16 protein-coding genes are annotated in these 22,805 nt (G+C 46.1%); 4 read left to right on the top strand and 12 right to left on the bottom strand.

What is annotated here, in order from left to right:
• Window positions 1–91: 91 nt before the first annotated feature.
• Both PIL01S_RS07395 and PIL01S_RS07390 read right to left on the bottom strand, forming a co-directional pair.
• Window positions 92–2,089: an FUSC family protein gene (locus PIL01S_RS07395; RefSeq protein WP_164764182.1), complete on the bottom strand. Its 1,998-nt coding sequence runs from the start codon at window positions 2,087–2,089 to the stop codon at window positions 92–94.
• 517 nt (window positions 2,090–2,606) lie between these two features.
• A complete protein-coding gene (locus PIL01S_RS07390; RefSeq protein ID WP_127536951.1) occupies window positions 2,607–8,990 on the bottom strand; it encodes a rhamnogalacturonan lyase family protein in 6,384 nt (2,127 codons plus the stop codon).
• A gap of 321 nt (window positions 8,991–9,311) precedes the next feature.
• Between PIL01S_RS07390 and PIL01S_RS07385 the strand changes: the two genes are divergently transcribed.
• Window positions 9,312–10,184 carry a helix-turn-helix transcriptional regulator gene (locus PIL01S_RS07385; protein WP_127536950.1) on the top strand — a complete coding sequence of 291 codons (873 nt, stop codon included), beginning with the start codon at window positions 9,312–9,314 and terminating at the stop codon, window positions 10,182–10,184.
• A 129-nt stretch (window positions 10,185–10,313) separates the two neighbouring features.
• Here the strand turns inward: PIL01S_RS07385 and PIL01S_RS07380 are convergent, their stop codons facing one another.
• The 3 genes from PIL01S_RS07380 to PIL01S_RS07370 form a co-directional block, all read right to left on the bottom strand.
• Window positions 10,314–10,748 (bottom strand): DUF3888 domain-containing protein, encoded by a 435-nt coding sequence (locus tag PIL01S_RS07380; protein WP_127536949.1) that lies wholly within the window; start codon window positions 10,746–10,748, stop codon window positions 10,314–10,316.
• A 42-nt stretch (window positions 10,749–10,790) separates the two neighbouring features.
• The gene (locus PIL01S_RS07375; protein WP_127536948.1) at window positions 10,791–11,024 is read right to left on the bottom strand and encodes an XRE family transcriptional regulator; all 234 of its coding nucleotides are present in this window, start codon (window positions 11,022–11,024) and stop codon (window positions 10,791–10,793) included.
• A 334-nt stretch (window positions 11,025–11,358) separates the two neighbouring features.
• Window positions 11,359–12,027, bottom strand: a complete 669-nt coding sequence (locus tag PIL01S_RS07370; protein ID WP_127536947.1) for a hypothetical protein — start codon at window positions 12,025–12,027, stop codon at window positions 11,359–11,361.
• A 280-nt stretch (window positions 12,028–12,307) separates the two neighbouring features.
• Here PIL01S_RS07370 and PIL01S_RS07365 point away from each other — a divergent pair, with 280 nt between their 5' ends.
• The 3 genes from PIL01S_RS07365 to PIL01S_RS07355 are packed head-to-tail and all read left to right on the top strand — an operon-like array spanning window position 12,308 to window position 15,578.
• Complete coding sequence (locus PIL01S_RS07365) at window positions 12,308–12,982, top strand: response regulator transcription factor (protein ID WP_127536946.1); 675 nt, start codon at window positions 12,308–12,310, stop codon at window positions 12,980–12,982.
• Window positions 12,967–14,064 (top strand): HAMP domain-containing sensor histidine kinase, encoded by a 1,098-nt coding sequence (locus tag PIL01S_RS07360; protein WP_127536945.1) that lies wholly within the window; start codon window positions 12,967–12,969, stop codon window positions 14,062–14,064. Before PIL01S_RS07365 ends, PIL01S_RS07360 begins: the two co-directional genes overlap by 16 nt.
• 47 nt (window positions 14,065–14,111) lie before the next feature.
• The gene (locus PIL01S_RS07355) at window positions 14,112–15,578 is read left to right on the top strand and encodes a serine hydrolase domain-containing protein (protein WP_127536944.1); all 1,467 of its coding nucleotides are present in this window, start codon (window positions 14,112–14,114) and stop codon (window positions 15,576–15,578) included.
• 309 nt (window positions 15,579–15,887) lie between these two features.
• Here PIL01S_RS07355 and PIL01S_RS07350 read toward each other — a convergent pair whose 3' ends face one another.
• From PIL01S_RS07350 to PIL01S_RS07320, 7 genes are all read right to left on the bottom strand, one after another.
• The gene (locus tag PIL01S_RS07350; RefSeq protein WP_127536943.1) at window positions 15,888–16,991 is read right to left on the bottom strand and encodes a peptidylprolyl isomerase; all 1,104 of its coding nucleotides are present in this window, start codon (window positions 16,989–16,991) and stop codon (window positions 15,888–15,890) included.
• Window positions 16,992–17,172: 181 nt separating this feature from the next.
• On the bottom strand, window positions 17,173–17,712 hold the full coding sequence (locus PIL01S_RS07345; protein ID WP_127536942.1) for a 2'-5' RNA ligase family protein: 540 nt from the start codon (window positions 17,710–17,712) through the stop codon (window positions 17,173–17,175).
• Between the two features lie 328 nt (window positions 17,713–18,040).
• The gene (locus PIL01S_RS07340; RefSeq protein ID WP_174818671.1) at window positions 18,041–18,784 is read right to left on the bottom strand and encodes a GntR family transcriptional regulator; all 744 of its coding nucleotides are present in this window, start codon (window positions 18,782–18,784) and stop codon (window positions 18,041–18,043) included.
• Window positions 18,771–19,784, bottom strand: coding sequence for a sugar kinase (locus PIL01S_RS07335; RefSeq protein WP_127536940.1), 1,014 nt, complete (start codon window positions 19,782–19,784; stop codon window positions 18,771–18,773). The genes PIL01S_RS07340 and PIL01S_RS07335 overlap by 14 nt, the downstream gene beginning before the upstream one ends.
• Window positions 19,777–20,532 (bottom strand): 2-dehydro-3-deoxy-phosphogluconate aldolase, encoded by a 756-nt coding sequence (dagF, locus tag PIL01S_RS07330; protein WP_127536939.1) that lies wholly within the window; start codon window positions 20,530–20,532, stop codon window positions 19,777–19,779. The genes PIL01S_RS07335 and dagF overlap by 8 nt, the downstream gene beginning before the upstream one ends.
• On the bottom strand, window positions 20,529–21,638 hold the full coding sequence (locus PIL01S_RS07325) for a DgaE family pyridoxal phosphate-dependent ammonia lyase (RefSeq protein ID WP_127536938.1): 1,110 nt from the start codon (window positions 21,636–21,638) through the stop codon (window positions 20,529–20,531). The genes dagF and PIL01S_RS07325 overlap by 4 nt, the downstream gene beginning before the upstream one ends.
• Window positions 21,616–22,668: an amidohydrolase/deacetylase family metallohydrolase gene (locus tag PIL01S_RS07320; protein ID WP_307720984.1), complete on the bottom strand. Its 1,053-nt coding sequence runs from the start codon at window positions 22,666–22,668 to the stop codon at window positions 21,616–21,618. The genes PIL01S_RS07325 and PIL01S_RS07320 overlap by 23 nt, the downstream gene beginning before the upstream one ends.
• Window positions 22,669–22,805 lie beyond the last annotated feature (137 nt).

The raw sequence follows: 22,805 nt of genomic DNA, 5'->3' as shown, positions 1-22,805 counted from the left end.
AACAACTCACTATCACAGCAATTATTGTATTTCTTTTCACAAATGAGAATATGATTGTTGGGCTACTTTCCAATTCGTTCTAATTAGTATTCTAGCCGTGCAATTCCATCCCCTTCTTGATGGCTTCATTACCTAAAGAACGGTGTAATCGAGCAAGATCTTCATGGATTAAAGGGTATTCAGGCAGACTCGGCACGTCCGGCATGTCAATACAGAGGTTCTCATTATCTTTGATGGATTGTGTAAGCCTTTCGAAATAGACCTTGTACTCATGCACCCGCTCTTCCGCTACTTCTCTTGAAGGATGGCGGGACGCTGCGAGTAACATGTAACCCAGGTGCAAGCAATCTCCCACTGCAGGCCAGAGACTTGTAACCTTTACATCCCTGCGAAGTGATTCAGCTAATGCACTGTCATATACTAAACGAAGCTGAAGCAAAGCATGTTGGAGCTCCTGTTGTTTGGAGGCTTGAATTGACGTATGTTCACTCTCTAACATGGAAATCAACATCTCTCCTTCTTTTCCAACAGCATCAGAAAAAACGGTAAGCAACCGTTTGGAAGAAATCTTCCGCCATAACAACGCCGTCCCGACAATGGCCACGATGCTTCCAATGATGATATCGACGAGTCGGGCAGATATGAAATAACCGCTAGTCAATGCTGGATTAATTGTCGTTCCAATCAGAAGCGTACTGGGAGTAATGAACATAACCGCGAGCGAATAATTTCGGGCGTAGATTAATTCCACGATAAACTGCAATCCGGCAAGTGTTAAGGAAACAAACAAGCCAGCAGGCTTCAGCCATAGCAAGGCTGCCCCTATCCAAATCCCAATGATTGTGCCCACCGAACGTTGTATACCACGATGCAGGTTACTGACATATGTCCCTCCTCCCATGACTGCAGCCGAGGATAACGGAACCCAATACGAACGGTTTAAATGAAAACCATACGCAATAGCTGCTGAAATAAAAATTATCGTTCCGTAACGGAGAGCGACAAAAGGGATATGAGAATCCCTGCTGAACGCTTTTTTAATTAGATCATTACCAATTACATTTTTCTTCTCTTCCTCACCAGAAGACGCTGGAGCAGGAATCAAATCAACTGTCCCAAAATGTATCTCATATGCGAACTTTACGTTTGCATAGAGATCTCTAAGAAAAGCACTGCTTCCTTCTTCTGATATTTGAACGTTTACATCTTTTTCCTTATCTTTATCACGAAGCTGATTGCTAATGATCTGAAGTGATTCGGCGAGTCGATCTTCCATCTCATGCTTTTGCTCTTGCGAGACATCGAGTATAGAAAGAAATATGACTTCAGCTTGTGCGTTTAATCGTATCAAGTTTTCCAAAACGTAATTGTTCCGCTTCCATTTTCCGAACAACTTGGCATGGGATAATGTTCGCTCTGCCTGTTTGATGAGAAATGCCGTCTGATGCTGCCGTTCTGTATACGTATCCATTCCGATCGATGACAGAAGAGTCGCCAAGCTCTGGTATACCGCCGAAACGGCCTTGTTCTCGTTACGGTGCGGTTTTACAAGCACTCCTGTCATAGCAACGATCCAGGCAAAAATGGCGCCCAGCAATACGCATAACACGTTGGATCCGAGCGCAGCCAGATCATGTGGCATGGAAGTTCCAATCGCATAAGCAAGGACAATAAACAAGCCTCCAGGGCCGACAATTTCAAAAAGCTTAAACAGCATGGTGCTAATAAACCCAATAACTCCAAACATAAGCACCATAAGTACATCGTTATAAGAGCTTAACGCACCAAGTGCAAATGAAGCAGTTAATCCAAGCGCAATCCAGAATAATCTTACAGCACGCTGGGAATACGGTTCATTCGATACATATAGAAAGGTAAAACCTCCGACGGAAGCTAGTATGCCAAGAGCAGGATCTCCGATCAAAAAACCGATTAAAGAAGGAATTCCCACACTGATCGCCGAGCCAATTCCCCTGAACCAATTGAGCGGAATCGGTTTGATACGGAAGGCTTCGCTATATGTTGCTTTCTTCGGAAACGGATGCTTAGGGCGTCGTCTGTTATCATGGGTAAATTGAGTATGATCCATCTTACTAACCTCTATTTCAACATAGTTTTGTGTATGAGTTCTTGCATTGTTCCCGATACGGAATAACAGACTGCTCAACATGGAAAACTCTTCCTTCATCATACCTTCCAATATTTTGGCCAAAGTAGCGTATTCTTTATCCGTAATGGTGCAATCTCTTTTTTGAGAAAAGCCTTCAAGTTCATACACCCGCTTCAAAACGGTCCACTTTCGAATCAGCAGTCACGTTGTTGTTAGCATAGTAAAAAAGGACGTCCTGTTTAGGAACGTCCTTCTTTGTAGTCTAACCCTAAATGTATGTAGGATTACATACTCATGGCCGAACATGAAGAATTTTCAACTTGAAAATCAAAAATTTGGGTTGTTCGTTTCCCCCATTCATTGAATAAGGTATCTGAGTTTCTCATAATAAAAAAGTGCTGCTCCTCAAATGGATGAGGAATAGCACTTTTTAATATATCTAATCTACTTCAGTTCTAAATCACTTGTGATAAAGGAATACCTTAAACAATTTTACCTACTTTCGTACGGTTACATTTAATTTGGACGATCTGGTTTCCCCTGAAGAATTACGAAGTACAGCTTCATACTCATAGATTCCAGGTCCCCTTCCAGTGATTGTGGTTACCGCAGATTGTGCATTTGGCGTATTCGATTGCAGCGACTGTGTGTCGACCAATATCCCATTTTCGTAAAGTTCGTATTCGGTTGCGTTTGTTCCCCACCACAGATTCATGCTGACATTAAAGTTACCGTCCCCGTCCCAGTTGTCGTTTGATAGAACCGCTTGACCCGGAGAAGCATGGGTAACCGTGACTGTCAGCGGAACACTCATGGTCGTACCCAGTGAATTGATCAACTCTCCGGTATAAATGTAGGTGCCATTTTTCTTTCCAGTAATATCAACTTGAACAGACTGAGCGGATGGTGATTGATCGACCAGTGCAATTTCCTTGATCAATTCACCATTCTCATACAGTTTAAACTCATTGCCGTTATTGCCCCACCACAAATTCATCGTGACTGTGTAGTCCCCGTCTTTAAGACCCGTGTCGTAACCGTTATTGTCAGAAAGCACAGGCGTACCAGGGGCCCCGTTCGCTAGTGGAGTTGCTTGGTTGAGCCATTCTTCCCACTTCATTAACACATTGGCCTGATCATCCGTAAAGACAGTTCCTCTAGCTGCTTGAACATCATTACCGTAAGATGCAAGAAGTTGACGTGCCTTTGCTCCTTCATGATTGATAGCTGCCTGGTTGGCCTGCCCTAATGTGTTCGCGAGCTGCTCAGCAAGAGCACTTGCATTAGGATCTATCGATTCATTCGCAAAGGAGTTGGTCAGATTAATCAGGCTATCGAATGTAGCAATAACTCCAAAGCTATATTCTACCGTCTGCTCCCAGCCAGCCAAATCGGAGACGGTTGCCGTTACCTTGTTCAGGCCCGGTTCCAGTGTATAAGCCGGAGTATCCAGGAGCACACCCGTCGGTTCTGCCACGCCGGATATTGAATCAACGGCTGTATAGCCAATTTCCACGTGCTGATCAATGGTGTATTCGGCTTGACCCTGAATTTCAACGGTTGGTGGTACGAGATCAATAGACAGGGTCAGAGACTGTTCACTCTCTTGATTACCTTCCACATCGACGCTCCAGTAGGTGATGGTGTGTGTACCTTCTTCACTTAGAGTCAACTGTGTGCCACTCACCGTTTCGCCACCATTGATTTTATAATAGGTCCCTTCGATCTCAGAATCTTCATCATTTGCAGTAAAGGTTACTTGTACTGGAGAAGTATACCACCCGTCATGCTCATCTCCATCCACGGATACCGTGGTATGGGGGGCTTTCTGTTCCGGTGATTCCCCTTCCAGTGTGACAAAGGCTGACAGCTGTATATTCAGTTCTTTCACAAGACGTGCCACAATTTCAGATACCTTGATTGCACCGTTCATCTGCAAATGGGTATTGTCTTCCGTTGTGCCTACCCACATGAAAATCGATTTGGTTCCTTCAGTGCCGAGCTCCTGGAAATACTCCCAGCTTGCCTGGTTCAGATCGATGATGAGCGTTTCTGTCTCGTCGGCCGTTTCTTTCATCGCCTGAACGTATTCCGGAAAGCTTTTGTTCAGGGTCTCTCCAGTAAAATCACGACGGTTCACTGGTGTGACCAGAACAGGAATCGCACCTCTTTGCTGAGCTCCTTCAATGTATTCTTTCAAGTATACCTTGAATTGCTCAGGCGTAAGATAACGCTCCGGGCGGGACGGTGTGGAATCGTTATGAGACCACTGCATAAACAGATAATCGCCTTCATGGATGTCGAGCAAAAGATCGTTGAGATATCCACCGACCAGGAAGGTCTTACTGCTGAGTCCACCGACTGCCCGGTTATCAATGCTGACTTCATCTTGATCAAAATATCCGCCCAGCGTTTCGCCCCAGCCTGCTTGCGGACGATAGTTCTCTGCGTAATTGGCAACGGTGGAATCGCTCGCCAAATAAATAACAGGCTTATCGCCCACGCCGTTTTCAGGCAGACGCTCAATCTTCAGTGCATTAATCTTCGGTGTATTTCCAGAGAAGTCAAAGTTAAATACGCCGTCAATCAGAGCAATGTCCGTTGTGATTTCTTTAAAATCGCCCTTGGCAATGGTTGTGAGCGGCAGCTTCGTCATCTGCTCCACAACGACACTTGCGCTCGTCGATTCCTCCGCATCCCCAACGGTCATCGTTACCCGGTAATTGGCTGGTTCCATTTCCACCAGGAAGGAAGTCCCATTTACCCGCGTGAAATCCTCCTTGAGCGCATCTCCGGTTTCCCGGTTCACATCTTCGGTCAGCGCAGTATTCGCAAAGCCATACCCATTGCCTTCGATGAACGCTCTCTTGGCATCTACCTTGATGTATCCATCGGCAGCGCTGCCGGAACCAAAATCAAACTTGTACTCAGTTACCTCTTCAGCCGCCTCTTTGGTCAATGAATCCTTGGCGACGGTTAACATGTTAAACACATGGTCAACTTGAGCCTGCGTGGCTTCGGTATTGAATATGGCTTCCGCAGCTGCCAAAGCCCGGTTCAACACAGCTTTCGATGCGTCTGTATATTCCGACAGTTCCAGTGCTTTGATCTCATCATACAGAGCAATCAAAGCTGTCTGATCCCCACCCTCGGAAGGGAGCTGCGTGCCTTCAATTCGCACATTATCGATCTGAGTCGTCCAGTTCAGTGTGCCTCCACCGCCTTTTCTCGTACCCAAGAACCGAAGGGCTCTGACGTTGTCTGCGTAAGCACCGGAACTCATCTGAATAGATTCGATCGTCTGTGTAACTGTCGGATCCGCTAGGTTCGTTAATGTCAGATCCAGCGTTTTCTCTGCAAAGTTAACAGTTGCATCCACGTTCACCCACTGGTTCTTGGAAATCTCTGTCGCCGTTCCCCCTTCAGGTATGGCTGTATCACCCGTACCGTAGTCCGCATTATATGCACCGACATAATAATGAATTTTGGAACTTCCGGTTTTCGTATACAGTGTGAAAAGCGCATTTTCGTTAGCATCCATGATGGTAAGATGCCCCTCTGACGGATAGGCACTTACGTTGCCCGATTGCCAATCAAACTTCACATTTACCTGATCGCCGTTTACGGCATCGAACATACGGAACACTTTAGCCCGATGTCCTGATCCGGATCCCGTGACGGACAGCACTTTATTTCCGCTTTGTTCAACAACCGTTCCCGCCATCGTTCCTGCAATACCCGTAGCATTAACCATCGCATACTGGTAATCGGCAGGGTCTCCTTCAAAATCCTCCTCGTAGAGCTGAATTTCCGGCTCCGGTTCCGGCTCGGACATATCCGGGTCGATCACCAGAGAAGAAATACTCAACTCCATGTCTTTGACCGCGCCTGCAACCAGTCCGGCAATTTTCTGCGCGCCATAACGACTGAAGTGGGTGTTATCGTTGATTCCATTCGGGTATTTCGGATATTCACCCGGATTAGCGTAAAGGAACACTTTCTCCGTTGCAGCATTACCGATTTTGTCGTAGTATGCAATGCTCATCTTGCTGAGATCAATCAGCGGAACGTCCAGCTCCTCCGCTACCTCTTTGGCAGCCTGCACATACGCCGGGAAGCTGACGTTGAATTCCTGAGTTACCGTATTGAAGTCTCTTCGTCCAACCGGAGTAAGCAAAACCGGTGTTGCACCGCGCTGTTTGGCACCGTTTACATATCTGGCCAGGTACATCTTATAATCTTCAGGTGATGCATAACGGTCCGGTATCCCTGCACTGGCATCATTATGACCGAAGGAAATGAAGAAGAAGTCTCCCGGCTTGATTCGCTGCAGGATCGTATCCAGACGACCGTCTACCATAAACGATTTGCTGCTTCGGCCGCCGATCGCATCATTCACGATCACTGCCCCATTTGAGAAATAACGACCGAATTGCTGACCCCACCCTTCTTGTGGTGCCTGCATCTCACTGTAAGATTGCATGGTCGAATCACCGGCCATATAGATCGTCGTTGCGGCACCGGCCGATTTATCCGGATATTTCTCTATGATAATGTCTTGGATGTCTATGGCTGTACCCGTAAAGAGGAAATCAAGCTGACCATCCACCAGGGCAATGTCATAGGAATACTCCAGCGGTTCTCCCGCTTTTACATTCGTCATAGCTAGCTTCTGGACATATTCGGATTTGACTCCAACGTTGGAGTCACGCGCATCGCTACCTAATCGCAGCGTCACCTTGTAATTTGCATTTGGCAGATCAACGGCAAATGTTGTGCCTGTGTTGACCGAAACCTGGTTTGCCCCTACCTCAATCCCGCTCGTATCCAAGAACCCGAATCCCGGATCTTGCGCGTAGAGCGTATCCTGTACATTTGTACTTCCTGAGGCTGTCTCTGTACCGAAATCAAAGCGGTAAACAGGCTCCGGCATTTCTGCATCGCGCGTCAGCGTCAGATCGGCTTTGGGAAATTCCGTAGCTTCTGCTCCAAGATAAAAGCCTGTATGTGGCGGCTGATTGTAGGCAACATTTTGCCAGGCAACGCCAAGTCGATACACAGGATCCTGCATCAGCGTAGGGATGCGATAATCGGAAGGAATGGTGGTCGTGTAGAGACGATACTCCGAGCTATCTTCGCTCCGCAGCAGAATTTCCTCTCGCCAGTCTCCCAGAATATCTGCCTGTAGCGCTGGATTTCCTTTGGTATGATTGTTTGTTAACGTACCGGTCGCCCGGAAGATTTCATCCAGCTTTTTGTTCTCGTAGTCCCACTTGTAAATGAGTGGAATTCCTCTGGCTGTGCTGTTATCCCACTGATGGTCAAACAGCTCCCGCTGAAGATCTCCGTCCCACCAGATGGCGAAATTGGCGGTTTTGGGCCCTTCGTCCACCGTGTAGATCGCCTCTCCGGCAGCCGAATAGGTATTGGTTACAGGTACACTTTGCCCGTTGGTAACGGTCGTGGCCCATGATTCATAGCCCGGATAGTTCGGATCAATGTCCGCTGACATCCCTCGACCGGTGTCGATGCCTGTTTTCTGCCCCCAGATAATTTCGCCTGTAGCAGCATCGCGCATCTCCAGTCCATATGCCGCATCCGAATGCTCGTGCACACTCACCACCTGGTATCCATCCCGGTTCGGATCGAGCTGGCCTGCATGCATGGCGTCCCCGTGGCCGAGTCCGGTACTGTACATCAAACTCCCATCATCGTCGATGGCCAAGGCGCCGAACATGATTTCATCTTTGCCGTCATTGTCGGCATCCAGAACACTTAAGTTATGATTGCCTTGTCCTTGATATTGTGCTCCTGCTTCGTTCGTGTCGAAGGTCCAGCGCTGCACGAGTTTTCCACCAACATAATCATAAGCAGCAAGCACCGTGCGGGTGTAATAACCGCGGCTCATCACCACACTTGGCTTCTTGCCGTCCAGATAAGCGATGGCGCCAAGAAAGCGATCTACACGGTTGCCGTACCCATCGCCCCAATCACTGACGTTTCCTCTTGGGGGATTGTAATCCACGGTGGATACGGCCGCTCCGGTCTCACCGTCAAACAGTGTGAGATACTCCGGCCCTGACAGTATGTATCCGCCCTCGTTGCGGTAATCCTTTGTGCCATCACCAATGACCGTACCCTGTCCGTCTTTTGTGCCGTCCGCTGTTTTCACAACGACTTCGGCTTTTCCGTTGCCATCCAGATCGTATACCATGAGCTGCGTATAATGAGCTCCGGCACGGATGTTGACTCCAAGGTCAATCCTCCACAGCTTCGTGCCGTCCAGTTTGATGGCATCGATATAGACATTGCCGGTATATCCTGCCTGCGAATTGTCCTTGGAATTGCTCGGACTCCACAGGAAGACGATTTCATATTCGCCATCACCGTCCAAGTCCGCAACGGAAGCATCGCCCGCATAATAGGAATAGGTTCCACCGTCCTTGGTCCGACCGTCGGCCGGCTTATCAAGTGGAATAGGCAGATAATCGTTATGCCAGACCGATACAACCTCTGGCTGCATTTGCTCCTTGCCCGCAATAATGGTGGATATCTGATATTGCGAGCTGTCGAAGCCGGTTGTGTCCACATAGTTCGTCACGTCGCTGATCGGTGACGTGTTCACTTTGGTTCCATTTTTGTATATATTGAAAGCGATCTCATCAGGATCATTGTTTAAATACCTCCAGCTTATAAAAACGCCGTTGTCTACGAGAACCGCAACCAGCCCCCGGTTAAGATATTCTCCCTGGCGGCCCGTCAGGATGTCGGATGACTCTGCGCGTGCCGGAGCCGGAGGTACAGCCAATGAAATAACCATAAGGAATGCTAGAAAAGATACAAATATCGATTTCTGGATGGAAACAGTTCTTCGGTCCATTGGATTAGCTCCTCCTTTATCCAAAAATTGTTACTTCAAATCTGGGATTAAATCTGGGGAAAGAAGTCTTTCTGTTGTAAGACAGCCCCAGGAAATCAGTTCAATCTGCCCTGCATGATGTTGTCGTTCGCTGCACTTCTGCAGCATTATTCCTTTGATGCAGGAAAACTTCACTCGCTAACCAAAGGAACACAAACGATAGTCACCTCCTCCTTATGTTACCGCTTACAATTATCTTACAGGTGTAAAAAAAGGCAGACAATCTAAAAAATGTGACGTATTATATAATAAAATTGACTTTTTTAGGCAGGGGATGAAAGTATGGTCCATACGGTCTCTTATGCTTTTCGTAACGACGATACATCAATCATGACACTGGACTCTATTGGATGGCAGATCGTCTCCAGCGAGCAATATCGCTGTCCAAGTGACGATAGACCAGACCCCGGGCACGTTGTTTTTCAATACACCCTTAATGGACAGGGCTATCTGGATATTGATAATCAAACCCTTCCTTTACCGAAGGGACATGCACTACTCGTTAGAATCTCTGGGGAGCATTGCTATTACTATAAACAAGAGAATAATGAACCTTGGGAATTTATCTGGATAAACATTCGCGGGGATGAAGCGAACCGAATCTGGGATATGATTCATGATAACGAAGGTCATGTCATTCAACGAAACGCGGATTCTCCCTTGATTCAGGAGTTATGGCAAATTATTCATTTGATTCATCAAGAGAAAGTAACGGACAAGTATCGTTTGTCCATGCAAGTCTATCAGTGGCTGCTTATCTTGGTTCAGACAAGTCGGGATGCGGAGAGAGATATCGGCGTCCTTTCGATTACCACGATCGAGAAATGCAAAAAGTTCATCCGGGAGAATTATGCTGCTCCATTGACGCTGGATGTGCTGGCCAGCCATTGTGATATCAATAAGCATTACTTGTGCAGATTATTTCAGAAATCAGAGAAAACTTCACCGCTAGCCTATCTCAAAGACAGACGGATTGAAGTTGCAGTCCGACTACTCCGCACAACGGAACTTCCAATTTCCCAAATTGGCCAACAATGCGGTTTTGAGAGTCCCAGCTATTTTGGCAAAGTTTTTCGGCAATATATGTCCATGTCACCCAAAGAATATCGCTTGAATAAGTTAGCGTTTCCTTACGAGGCCATCTATTATGAGTAGCCAAACTCCCACTCCACTGCGGCATTCGAGGGCAAGAAACTTGTGCAGATAGCAAAAAAGCCACCATAACAGCGACTTTCGAAGGAACTGCGTTTGTTCTCTCTCTGCATTAAAGAACCATTTAAAGAATCACATCTGTCTAAATGTTGCCGTTGGAATGACCACCTTCCTCCAATGTGGTGGAAGCTCGTAGTTCTTGATATGATGATATGCAATGACTTTAACCTCGCCGGAATTGTTTATATGAAATGTAATCAAATCCTGACCAACACTTAAGTGAGGACCAACGTACGGTTCAACCGTGACGTGGGCAATAATGTGTGAATCATGGTAATCTAACTTTAAGTCATTCCCGCCTAGAAAAGGAGCAAACATAGGCTTTTCAATTAATCGATCTTTATAAAAAAGGGTTAGTTGTTCTTCTATTTTTGGACTTAAAAGAGTTAGAATCAGTCTTTGGTCCTTACAATTTGTATCCGATTCAGCATAGGTTTTGGTGGGTTCCAAAATAAGCGTTAGACAGAGAAGCAATACAAGTAATCTTCTTATCACTCTTCCAAACATCGACTTCACCTCCGGTTAGAGATAGCGCACTCCAACATTTGATCAATCTCCCTTTACTTCGAAATCACTCGGAATTAATTCATACAATGCACGAACGTCACAACCGATAGAGTCGGCAATCGATATGGCAATTTTGAGTGGCATTACTCTTTTGTTTTCCATAAAGTCGTAGACTCGTTCCGGTTTAAAAAGCAATTCCTTTGCCAGCCACTCTGCTGACTTTCCGGCTTCCACCAAGCGTTCATTCAGTAAGCAGCGACCTAGTTCGAATTTCAAGAAACGATAACCTCCTGTGTAACATTATATTTTAAACTTATGCGTCCGTTTGTCAGCATGGGTCTTTCCTTACTGGTGGCTCACAATATTAAGCCCTGACGGATACAGTCCAAATAAAAATCAATGAAACAACCTGTTTAAACAAAGAGCACCCCCAATGATTTTGTAGTATTGTACCCTTCGTTGATTTCAACTATCCTGTTCGTTAGCATATTGAATTTTGTTATTCTTCCACAACAAAAAAATGTCTAATGAACGAGTTAATCACTCATTCATTAGACACATCACCTTTCTCTTTACTACATATCAGCTCTATAACGTACTAGTGGAAACTTTATGGCCTCTGTGAATCTAAAGCTTTTGAAGTGGTGATCCAGATGGACACCATGAGGATCAATTCAAATATATTGGTTACAGCTGTACTTGCTACAGGTATTTGTAGCCCTTGACCTATAAATAATAGCAATGTTCCAACAAACAGCCATACCCATTTTTGTTTTACTAAAACGATTATACCTATTATCAACAGCAGAAAACCAACGATGATCACCATGAATGGCGGACCTGCAAGACTTTCTGACGTATACCTCAAAACCCCATACTCTTCTATGGGTATAAGACTTTTTACTTCCTGTAAGGTTGAACTTACAATTTGGTAAATGATAAGGCCCAATGTTATTAACCATGCCGTAATATGTGTAATGATATGTTTTGAAAACTTGACTTGTGAGCTGCGCAGGATGTAGTAGCCTACAAGTATCAACGTAGGGGTAGCAAAGGCATGAAGCCAAAATCGAACACTGCTAAGTCCCTTGAGCAGCTCTCGCTCACCTATCAAGTGACCTGCTGCGATGATTCCGTTATCGTACGCAAGACTGAACAATACAAAAATCTGAAAGATGGCGTAATTGAGCCATTGTCTTTTTCCAGATAATTGAGCAGCAATCCTGACAACAAGAAACAAATAAATTAGTGCCAGTGCCGAATAAATGACAAGATCCAAAAAGAATCACCTTCCCTTATACTTTTTTGTGTAGCAGCTTACATTTATCAGAATAGTCTATTCCCCCGTTATTAACCCACATATCAATATTCTTATTCAAATAAGTTAAACAGCCTCCCCTTTATATAAGCTATGGTGGAAAAGTTACTTCCAGTATGACTTTGTATTTAGGGTTCATTCTAAGATGATCAGTTTAGCGCCCCCTATTAGATGGCGATTTTATTATGTATAGATTTTTGCTATGCTGAATTAAAAATGGTTAACGGGAGACTGAGCATTGATGCATAAAATACTAATCGTGGACGATGAAGCCGATCTTCGAAAGCTGCTGACCGATTATTTTGAAATCAATGGATATGCTGTCCTAACGGCCAAGGATAGCAGAGAAGCGCTGCGGAAAGTCGAACAACAGCCCGACCTTGTTTTGCTAGATATCAACATGCCTGAACAGAACGGGCTTCAATTATGCGAGCAAATCCGTAATTTCGTCTCGTGCCCCATCTTATTTTTAACAGCTCGAATCGAAGATGCGGATAAGATAGCCGGATTTCGGGCCGGAGGTGACGACTACATCCTGAAACCTTTTAGCATTCACGAACTGGGTGCCCGAGTTGAAGCTCATTTGCGCAGGGAACATCGTGTCCACACCAAATCCTCTGTGAGATTTAATGATGATATAGTTATTGACTATACAGCACGGATGCTCTACTACCGAGATAAGCAAGTCCCACTGGCCAAAAAAGAGTTCGAGATCATCGAGTTGCTGTCCACACATCCCAATATCGTGTTCGAAAAGGAACGCATGTACGAAAAAATTTGGGGTTGGGACAATCAAGGTGATAGTAATGTAATCGCGGAACATATCAGGCGAATTCGCTCTAAATTTAAAGAGTACGGATGCGATGACCGAATCGAGACCGTTTGGGGAGTAGGATACAAATGGCCAAGCACATGAATGGACGGCTATTCAAGCGCTTTACCTTGCGGCAATCTTTTATTTTACTATCTGTAGCCACAGTTATTGCGGTGCTTGCCGTCGTAACTCTGGAGTTCGCCTGGGCGGAGAAGCTACAGCAGCGTTTCAGAGAATCAGATTGGATTCTGCCCTCCCTCGTCGCGATGGTCATGCTTACCGTGGCAGCCGGAATTGTTACCATGGCCATCCTGTTTTACAGATGGAAACTAAAACGTCCGCTGGAGATACTCAAACAAGCCTCGGAGAAAATTTCGGCCAACGATCTAGATTTCCGCATCTCCTACGACAGCCGGGACGAGATGGGCGAGCTAATCGAAGCATTTGAAAACATGCGCTCAACATTAGAGAAAAACGTAAGGACGCTCTGGCGATCGGTTGAGGAACGCAAGAAACTGAATGCAATTTTTGCTCATGATCTGAGAACACCGCTTTCAGTTTTAAAAGGAAACACCGAGCTACTTGCAGCCTATCTGCCGGAAAAGAAATTGTCTGAAGAAAAGGCGCTGGAACTGATCCACACGATGAATCTTCACATCGTGCGTCTGGAGAGCTATGCGGAGGCCATGAACTCGATTCAGAAACTAGAAGATGTCCCCGTACGGCATCAATCGATGGATATAATCACGCTTACGACGCTGCTGAACGACAGTGCCAAACAAATGGCAAGACAATCGGGCAAAACCTTCGTCGCCTCCATGGAATATGATCATGTCCAAATCAACGTGGACCCCTATATCGTCATGCAAATTTTTGAGAATATAGTGGCTAACGGAATTCGATATGCTGCCAGCCAAGTGAATGTTCACTATGACATTCAGAAAAGCTTTATGATAATTAACGTCACAGACGACGGACAGGGCTTCTCAACAGATGCCCTAGGCAAAGCTGTCCTGCCTTTTTACCGGGGCGAAGTGTGGGATGCGTCCGAACATCGTGGACTGGGCCTTTACGTTTGTAAAGTGTTTTGCGATAAACATGATGGAAACCTGCAGATTGAAAATGGACCTCATGGCGGTGGAAGCGTCACGGCTAGTATTGGGATCAAGTTGATAAATAGTTGAAAATATTCTGATAGCATTCCCTTATCTTGAATGATGGGAGTGCTATGATGCTAAAAATGAAAAAAAGAATGTTAATTACAATCGCCTGTTCACTGTTGTTATGTTCAGTCTGGCAAAACCCGATTTCAGCCACAGAAGTCCGTGACAAATCAGAAATCCTGCAAGACATCGACGAATATATGAATCGGAGTATGAAAGCCAATCACATGCAGGCTGCCTCACTGTCCATTGTTAAAGACGATGAAGTATATTATGCAAAAGGCTACGGAACATTTGAAGATGGCCAAAGAGTTACAGGCGACACTCATTTCCCCATTGCTTCGCTAAGCAAGTCTTTTACCGCACTAGCCATACTGCAGTTAGCGGACAACGGCCAGATTGACCTGGATGCGGCTTATGATTCTTATTTTCCAGAGCATTCTGTACGGGATCCCCGCGTTCACAACATCACGATCCGCCATCTATTGAATCAGACTAGCGGTCTCAATGACAAAATAAATCCTGATATGACGAGGAAACCGCAATTCCAGGCACTGCATGAGGTGAACCAGCTGTTAAGCGATGTACAACTTGCCCATAGCCCTGGGACAGCCTACAGCTATCATAATCCCAATTACGTCCTGCTGGCGAACCTCGTGGAAAATGTGAGCGGAGAGCGCTTTTCAGATTATCTGAATAACCACATTTTTAAGCCGCTAGGTATGAACCATACCTTTAGTGTCAGTACAACGCAGCAATTTTATGGGAATGAAGCTATTCCGCTAGGACATTACTTGAGTTTGGGACGGGCGGTAGGACAAAAGGAACCGATATGGTTTATTGAAGGCCCGGCAGGCATCGTTTCAACTGCCGAGGACATGTCCCGATGGATGCTTGCCCAATATCAAGGACAGCTACTTTCTCCTACCCTAATGAAACAATATCATGCAGCGGGGACCATCGGTTCCTACGGCATGGGCTGGCTTGCTGACCAAGAAGAATCTCACGGCCAAATCATCTCCCATAGCGGCATTTTCTGGACATACAAGTCAGAAGAAAAGATTTATTTGGACGAGGAGATGGGCATTGCGGTAATGTTTAACTCCGGGTTAAACGCTTCTGTGAATTACTCGACTTTTATTCATGACATCGCGAAGATCATGAGAGGGGAACAGCTTGAAACCTCATTTGTGAATGGTCGAAACGTGGAAATGATTATGATTGCGCTAATCATCGCTACGCTTGTATGGGGCATATATGCATACTTTCACATCCGCTTCAGAAACAAACGCCTGACGACCAGCAAAATAATTCTGATAACGATTGGAAGGCTGACCCCGATCCTCATTCTCTTGACCCTTTCGCCATTGATGACGTTTATCGGTGGAGGACGTGTGCTGCCTTGGTTTGGTATCTGGACTACGCTGTCGACTCCAATCATATGGCTTGTTGTATGGTCCATCGTCAATGTTGTGCATCTGTATTGCTATTATTACGTCTATGTACAGTATAAGAAGAACAGTCAGTTGAATTAACATCAGTTCATATGACTTCAATTGATAATATCAAACGTCCTATCCAATTGTTAAACGAAAGCAGCCGATCATGTTGATTGGCTGCTCCTCTGGTTTATTGAGCTACGTCTCCCTTTAGTTTAAGGAGCTAGAACTCCCCATGATTTAGCACTCCAACAAGCTCTGCACCATTAGCCTTCTCAATTAGTGCAGCACGCTCTTACTCTTTAATGTTATCAAGTCACAAACAAGAAAAACAGCTGACAGACTCGAACCTTACAGTCGAATTTGTCAGCTGTTTATATGCTTCTATTCCATCTGTCGTTACTATTATTCCTTGGCAGAGGATTCTGTATCCTCAGCGGTAGCTGCAGGAGCATCCGTGCTTTCATCCGCTGGCTCAAGTGTGTTAACAATCGTAGCCTTGGAGCGCAATTCACTCATCCAATTCGTACTGAGCTCACCGACTTGCTGCTCCACCAGTATGTTACGAATATCTTCTTTTTTGTCTTCCTCAGTCGGATTGGTTGCCTCTTTATAATCTGTCCTCTTGATAATGTGGTAACCATAATCGGACTTAATTGGGTCGCTAATCTCATCGTTTTTCATGGAGAAGGCTGCTTTCTCAAATGCTTCTACCATTTCACCTTCTCCGAAAAATCCAAGATCCCCGCCATTCGCTGCAGAGCCTGTATCTGTGGATTTTTCTTTTGCCAGGGTTGCAAAGTCTGCTCCCTCATCCAATTGTTTTTTGATATCATCCGCTTCTTCTTTTGTCTTCACAAGGATATGAGATGCTCTAACCTGCTCCGGAGTGGCGAATGTTGCTTTGTTCTCTTCATAATAGGCACTGATATCTTCATCTTTTACTGTGGTTTGTGGTTCAAGAATTTTACGGATTTTCACTTGGACTTCCGTATTTTTCTTGAGTGAATCCATGGTCATACCAGATTGAGAAAGTGCCGTGTTAAGCCCTTCTTCACCGCCATATTGGGTTTTTAGAGTCTCAATCTCGGCATTCACATCCTGTTCAGTAACAGACACGTTAGCTTTTGCAGCTTCCTGGTCGATCAACTTCATTGTAATCATGCTGTTTAGTGTGCTCTCGCCACCAAGAGAAACCAATTCATTATACAGCTCATCCTTAGAAATGTTCGACCCATTGACCGAAGCCACAGACTCCCTGCCCCCACCAAACGGTGGAAATACAAGTACAACGATAAGTGCTGCAGCTAAAACTCCCGAGATTGCCATCCAGAGCACACTTTTTTTCCCTTTAACCACTTGTGGTTGAATCTCGGATGGATGCTGTATATTCTCTTCTTCTTGCATTTCGGGCAGAATTGTTGTTTCTTGCTCGGTTTCCCGCTCTGCGGTCAGTGAATCTTTCACTTCTTCTTCGTTGTCAGGTTGCGACGGCTTGTTGTTATCCATTAAATTATGATCCCCCTTAGGTCTTTTCCTAAATCTACTTTTTAATTAAATATAATGTATTCGGAAAATAATACCTTAAAATAACATAAAAATTCTTAAATCCTTGTTCATTTGATTCGTTTATTTGTGGTTATTTCGTTATGTAAATAGATATCGCCTTCTCCCACATCCACATGGGTAATTAGCCTTTAGCTCCTAAGGGGATATCTACAAATGGTACGTATCGATTTGATTTTACTTCTTTATATACGCGAACAAAATGGACATTAAAGGTTGGATAAGGAGCTAATATGTTCATTGCTAACTGTTCCATTTCGAGGATTTCAGTCTCATTCAATCCCCAGCAGGTTTGCCCCAAGGTCAAATGAGGATGATACTTATCCATTTCAAAGTAGCGATCTACCAGTTCTTGTGATGGGGAAATCACGTTGACCAATCTTCGATGTAAATCAATTACTTGTCCAGTTTCAACGCTAAGAAATAGAACTTTACTTCCGAACGACCCAGGTACCGATAATGTTAATGGAAAAGTTTGAACTGAAGAGCATGTTTGTCTTACCTTTTCTAACCATTGCAGATCTCCATAAAGACCTCCTTGGGCTTTTATAGTGATGTGTGGCTCTGCAACATCGTTATGATAACTACTAGACCAGCGATCACGGAATGTCACTATTTTTTCTTTGTAATCATCTGGAGGAATAATTCCAATAAAATATTTCATTATACAGTCACATCCTTTATCAACCATTACGGAACATTTTACACTTGCTCTCACCATTCTTATTTCTTCGATTATTCAGACGATCCTGCCTGTTAGTTAAATAATGTGTCACTCCCAAGAAAATTCACCGATAACACATACAAACATTATTAGATATAAAAATAGACCCATTCTTATAGAACAGGCCTTCCCTTATATTCCTTATAAACCTCTTACTTTACTGTAGGCTCAACAGAATAAACTTATCTGCGTCCTGAAAAAAAATCCCGAATCATTTTCAAACTTTCAAAATGTCGTTTCAGATTCCCAAACATGAACGCTTTTTAGTTCAGGTGTCATAACTGACCAGATAATGATGAAGCTCTGTATTGTAGCAGCCGATACTGTGCTCTATTAGTCTTCCTTCCCCGTCATAGGAGTTACGCAGGCGCTTGAGCACATACATCCCCGTGGGGATCTCCAGCAGCTGGCACACCTCGGGAGGTGCTGGCTCTACAAAGAAACGGTCCCTGAAGTTTTCCAGCTTAATGTCGTTCTCCTCCAGTGAGTCGTACAGCGATTGAATATCTGTATTCATTTCTTGTGTACCGCCCGGCAGGGCAGCTGCGGCCAGAAAATGTATGAGATGAATATAAGGCTGACCGTTCAGAATGTAGAGCCTTTCAATCCGCTGGCAATACGGACCGAAGCGGTTATATTCCTCTGTCCCTTCATCATTGGTGACTAATTGGGAGTTCAGCACTCTCTTTTCCAGTTTATGACCCTCTTCCACGAGCAGCTCCGTAAACCGCTTTCCCTTAGAGAGCTTCTGATGGGAGGTATTGCGCATCACAATCGTGCCAACACCACTTTTTTTCTGCACATATCCTTCTTGAGACAGCTCCTGCACCGCACCGCGGACCGTCATTTTACTGACGCCGAATTCCTTCTCCAGCTGTGGCTCAGAGGGGATGATGCTTCCGAGAGGATATACCCCATGGAGTATTCGGTCTTTGAGAATTTTTTGAATTTGCTGATATAAAGGACCTTGCTTGCGCTTCAAGGACACTCGCTGTTCACTACCTTTCAACATCTAAGGTATGGTCTGACAACGCCCGGAGCACCTCACTCTCGCTAAAAAGCGCTGTATCGCCTGGAGTGGTGTGGGCCAGCATCGCTGCCGCCACTGCCATATTAACCGTCTGCTGCTGCGGGTATTGCTGCAATTCCCCATGGATAATGGCGCTGGCAAATACATCGCCGGCTCCGATTCGGTCATACACCGGGAAGGTCAGTTTGCCGGAAAATACAAACGTACCTTCATGACAGATATAACCTGTCAGGGAATGCGTATGGTCAGCATTAATCTCACGTTGGGTTCCCGCTGCCGTTCTGATGCAGAAGCGTTCCACAACTTCGGGGATCACTTGCTTTAACTGTGCTATTCTATCATAATCTCCAGCCCCAATGCCAAGAATATAGCGCACATCCTTCTCATTGATCAGTGCTATGTCCGCAAGTTCGAGCATTTCTTCATAGTGTGGACGAGCTTTGGTATAGCCATCTGTTCCCCATAACGCAGGACGGTAATTGCAATCAAATACAACCTTCCCCCCAGCACGCTTCACTTCCACAGCAAGTTGTTTCATCTGCTCGCGAACGCCTTCGTTCATTGCCAGCGTGATGCCGCATAAATGAAGAACGTCGACTTTGGCCGCAAGAGCTGGCATGTCATAGTTACTCGCCTCCGCGGTATTAAAGCTGCTGCCCAGCCTGTCTGTGTAAGTGACTCTGCCGGGACGGGCTCCAAAGCCATTCTCCAGAAAGTACATCCCCAGATGCTTGCCGCCACGGCTGATCAGTGAAGTATCCACTCCAAGCTTGCGCAGATAAGCGATTGCTGATTCGCCCACCGGCGTTTCCGGCAAGGTTGTTATAAGCGCACCGGTATGGCCGTATTTAGCCAGTGCTGCGGTAACATTGACCCCGCTGCCAGAGAAAGAATACTCCAGCCTGCTGCTCTGAATCAGCGTTTCATAGCCCGGAACCTGCAAACGCATCATCACTTCACCAAAAGCAGCGATCCTAGGCATATCGGTCCACCAGCGATTTCATCATATCGAGTAGTCTGCGAACATCCTCCACATTTGTATTCCCCGTCTCTGGATCAATAATAGAGGAATAGACATGCGGGATAACCTGGGGCACACCTGCTTCTAAAGCAATCTCCAATATGGCTCCGAAGTTAGCCAGATCGATTCCACCCGTAGGCTCCAGTGCAAACCCGGCTTCTCCGCAGGCCTTGGCAACTGCTCGGTACTCCTCCTCAAGCTTCATACCCTGCATGGGATAATATTTGAGCGCATTGCCACCCATGTCACGAACCAGTGCAATGGCGGCATGAACCGGAACAATGGCATGCGGAGCGGTTCCTGAACTGACAGGCCCCGTTGATATATCTACATAGCCGGGTTGCCCACATGGAGAAACCAGGCTGTTAATCCAACTGTCCTTAGCTCCCAAGTTCGCACGGGTTGCCCCCACTGCCGGGAAGACCTGATTGATATGGCTTCCCGGATAACTTGCTGCAATCTCCGCCACAACAGCCGCCTGGCGATTGTCTCCGGCTCCGAGCCCAATGGATACGGCATCTAGAATAGCCTGACCATATGCAGTCATGGCAATTGCTGCTTCCTCCGCCGTATCGTAGTTTTTCGAGAGCACACCTATCAGTACATATCCTTCTGCAGCTTCGAATACTTCCTTAGCGTTCCCGATACTGCCAGCCAGTACATTAAGTGCGGCCCTGTTTTTATACAATCGCTGCTGTATATGACTCATTTACGCTCACCTCCCACGATTTCTTGTATTCTTGTGATAATGACCTGAAGATCATCACCTTGCAGCGGCCTTGGATCAATATCGAAATAACCTTGCTTAACGCCATAGTCTCGGGTATATACCGCAATTTCACCTTCACGCAGCTGGTCATTCACATCCTTCGCATCCATTCCTGCAACATTGGAATCAACCTGGATGCGTCCACGGTAGATCGCTCTGCCCGCTTCATCTTGCACGATACGAACTGAAACCCCAGGAATCTCAGCGAGCAGCTGAAGATCCTCCAGCGCCTGCTTCTCCCGTTCGCTGTTATCGGCCTTGTTCTGGTATTCCTCCAGCGCCTGAAGCAGCCCGAAGGTAGTCTCTTTACCAACCTTCATACTGCGGCCGATCCCGTGCAGCTGTATCTTAAGCCACTTGACGTATTTCTTTTTACCAGCAACAATCCCAGAGGTGGGTCCCTCAATCGCTTTGGAGCCACTGTAAATCGCCAAATCTGAGTACTGGACATATTTGGACAGGTCCTCTTCTGCTGCGGCATCAACAATTAGCGGAACCCCTCTGCGCTGTGCTACCTCCCAGGCCTCTTCCACAGAAATCATGTTCTTTTGGACAGCGTGGTGAGATTTGACATAGAGAATAGCCGCAGTATATTCACCGATGGCCTGTTCAATATGCTCCTGCCGGCCTTCATTGGCGTATCCCACTTCCACAACCCGGCCGCCGCCAAGAAAAACCATGGTTTCAACAGGTGCTCCATATTGCACGTTATGACCTTTTAGCATAATAATTTCGTTTTTCATTATCGGCTCTTGGTGAAGACGAAGACTAAGCCGCGGATCTCCGCCGGTCACCATGGCTGCCACTGACAGGGCTATGCCGCTGGACGCCGAGTTCACAACAGCTGCCCCTTCCGCACCAAGCAGGTGTGCAATATATTCACCCGATTTGTCTACAAGGTCCGCGATTTCCACGTACTGTTGTCCACCTTGTTTCATGGCCTCCATGACCGAATCCGTTGGTGCAGAAACGCCAAGAATGCTCATTCTACCACTGGCATTTATCACACGCTTCAGTCCATATCTAGCTTGTAATGAGTGATCCATTAGCATAGACTCCTTTAACCTTAATATAGTGCTGTGCAATTCGAACATCGCCTTCCGAGTCCTTAAGCTGCTTCTCACCTGCTTCCAGAGCAAACAAAGTCAGGTTCGCCTGCTGCCCCACCCTAATCTGTCCGAGCTCCGGCTTGCCGAGCCATGCTGCTGCGTTGATTGTAACCGCGCGGATGACCTCTTCCAAACTGTAGCCAAGAACGAGAAACTTGGTCAGCACATTGGACATACTGTACACTGGCCCGTTCAGACGGTTGCCGCGGTAAATATCCGTACTGATTGTATTCAGCTCAATGCCGGCCTCTTTGGCCTGTTCTGCAATCCGGAAAGAGAAGCTCGCTGTGCCATGGCCCACATCCAGATGAACTCCACGGGAAGCAGCATCAATCAGTCCTTGTAATGGTGTGCCGTCCTCATGAAACAGGTTATTGGACTTGCCATTAAGGTAATGGGTAATTACATCGCCCGGCTGTAATAGCTCCAATACTTCGGAGATTGCAGGCGGAGCGGAACCAATATGAACCATGAGCGGCAGCTTCGTTTCTTCGGACAATATGCGTGCCAGCTTGAGCGGTTCAATGCCGTTGTCTTTGACGACGCTTCGGCTTATGCGTGCTTTCAGACCAACGATAAAATCAGGATACGCCGTTGCTGCTGCCTGGGCCATTGCCCGGTCTATCCATTTCAGCTGTGACAGCTCATCTGTCCGTTCAAGCCCGATCCTCGAAATATTTAATAGTGCAAACATCCGCGTCTCAGCCTTCAGGCTGGCATTGTACAAGGCACCGATCCGATCTGCACCGCAGCTTCCGGCATCCACGAGCGTGGTTACTCCCTGCTTCACACCAATTTCGTCGATATCATCGCCATAAGGATCAAGCTCCGGCACGGCATGCACATGCAGATCAATCCATCCGCTAGACACATATAACCCGGAACAGTCTTGACCTCTCTTAGCTTCCCCAGCCTGGCCTGACGGTGTAATGTCAGTGATGACCCCGTCCTGAATGGCGATATCCATGATCCGCCCGTCAACAAGCTGCAAATTGCGCAGCACATTCTCTGTGCCCAATCATCCCATCTCCTTCTTCGACCCAGGTATACATGAAAATTCAAAATTGGAATCATTTCATGAAACCTGTACCTCCTTCTATTAAA

It is taken from the genome of Paenibacillus illinoisensis NBRC 15959 (genome assembly GCF_004000925.1).
In the GTDB taxonomy this organism is placed as follows: Bacteria; Bacillota; Bacilli; order Paenibacillales; family Paenibacillaceae; genus Paenibacillus; species Paenibacillus illinoisensis.
Note: the sequence above shows the minus strand (reverse complement) of the source record. Positions and strands in the feature narration are given on the sequence as shown.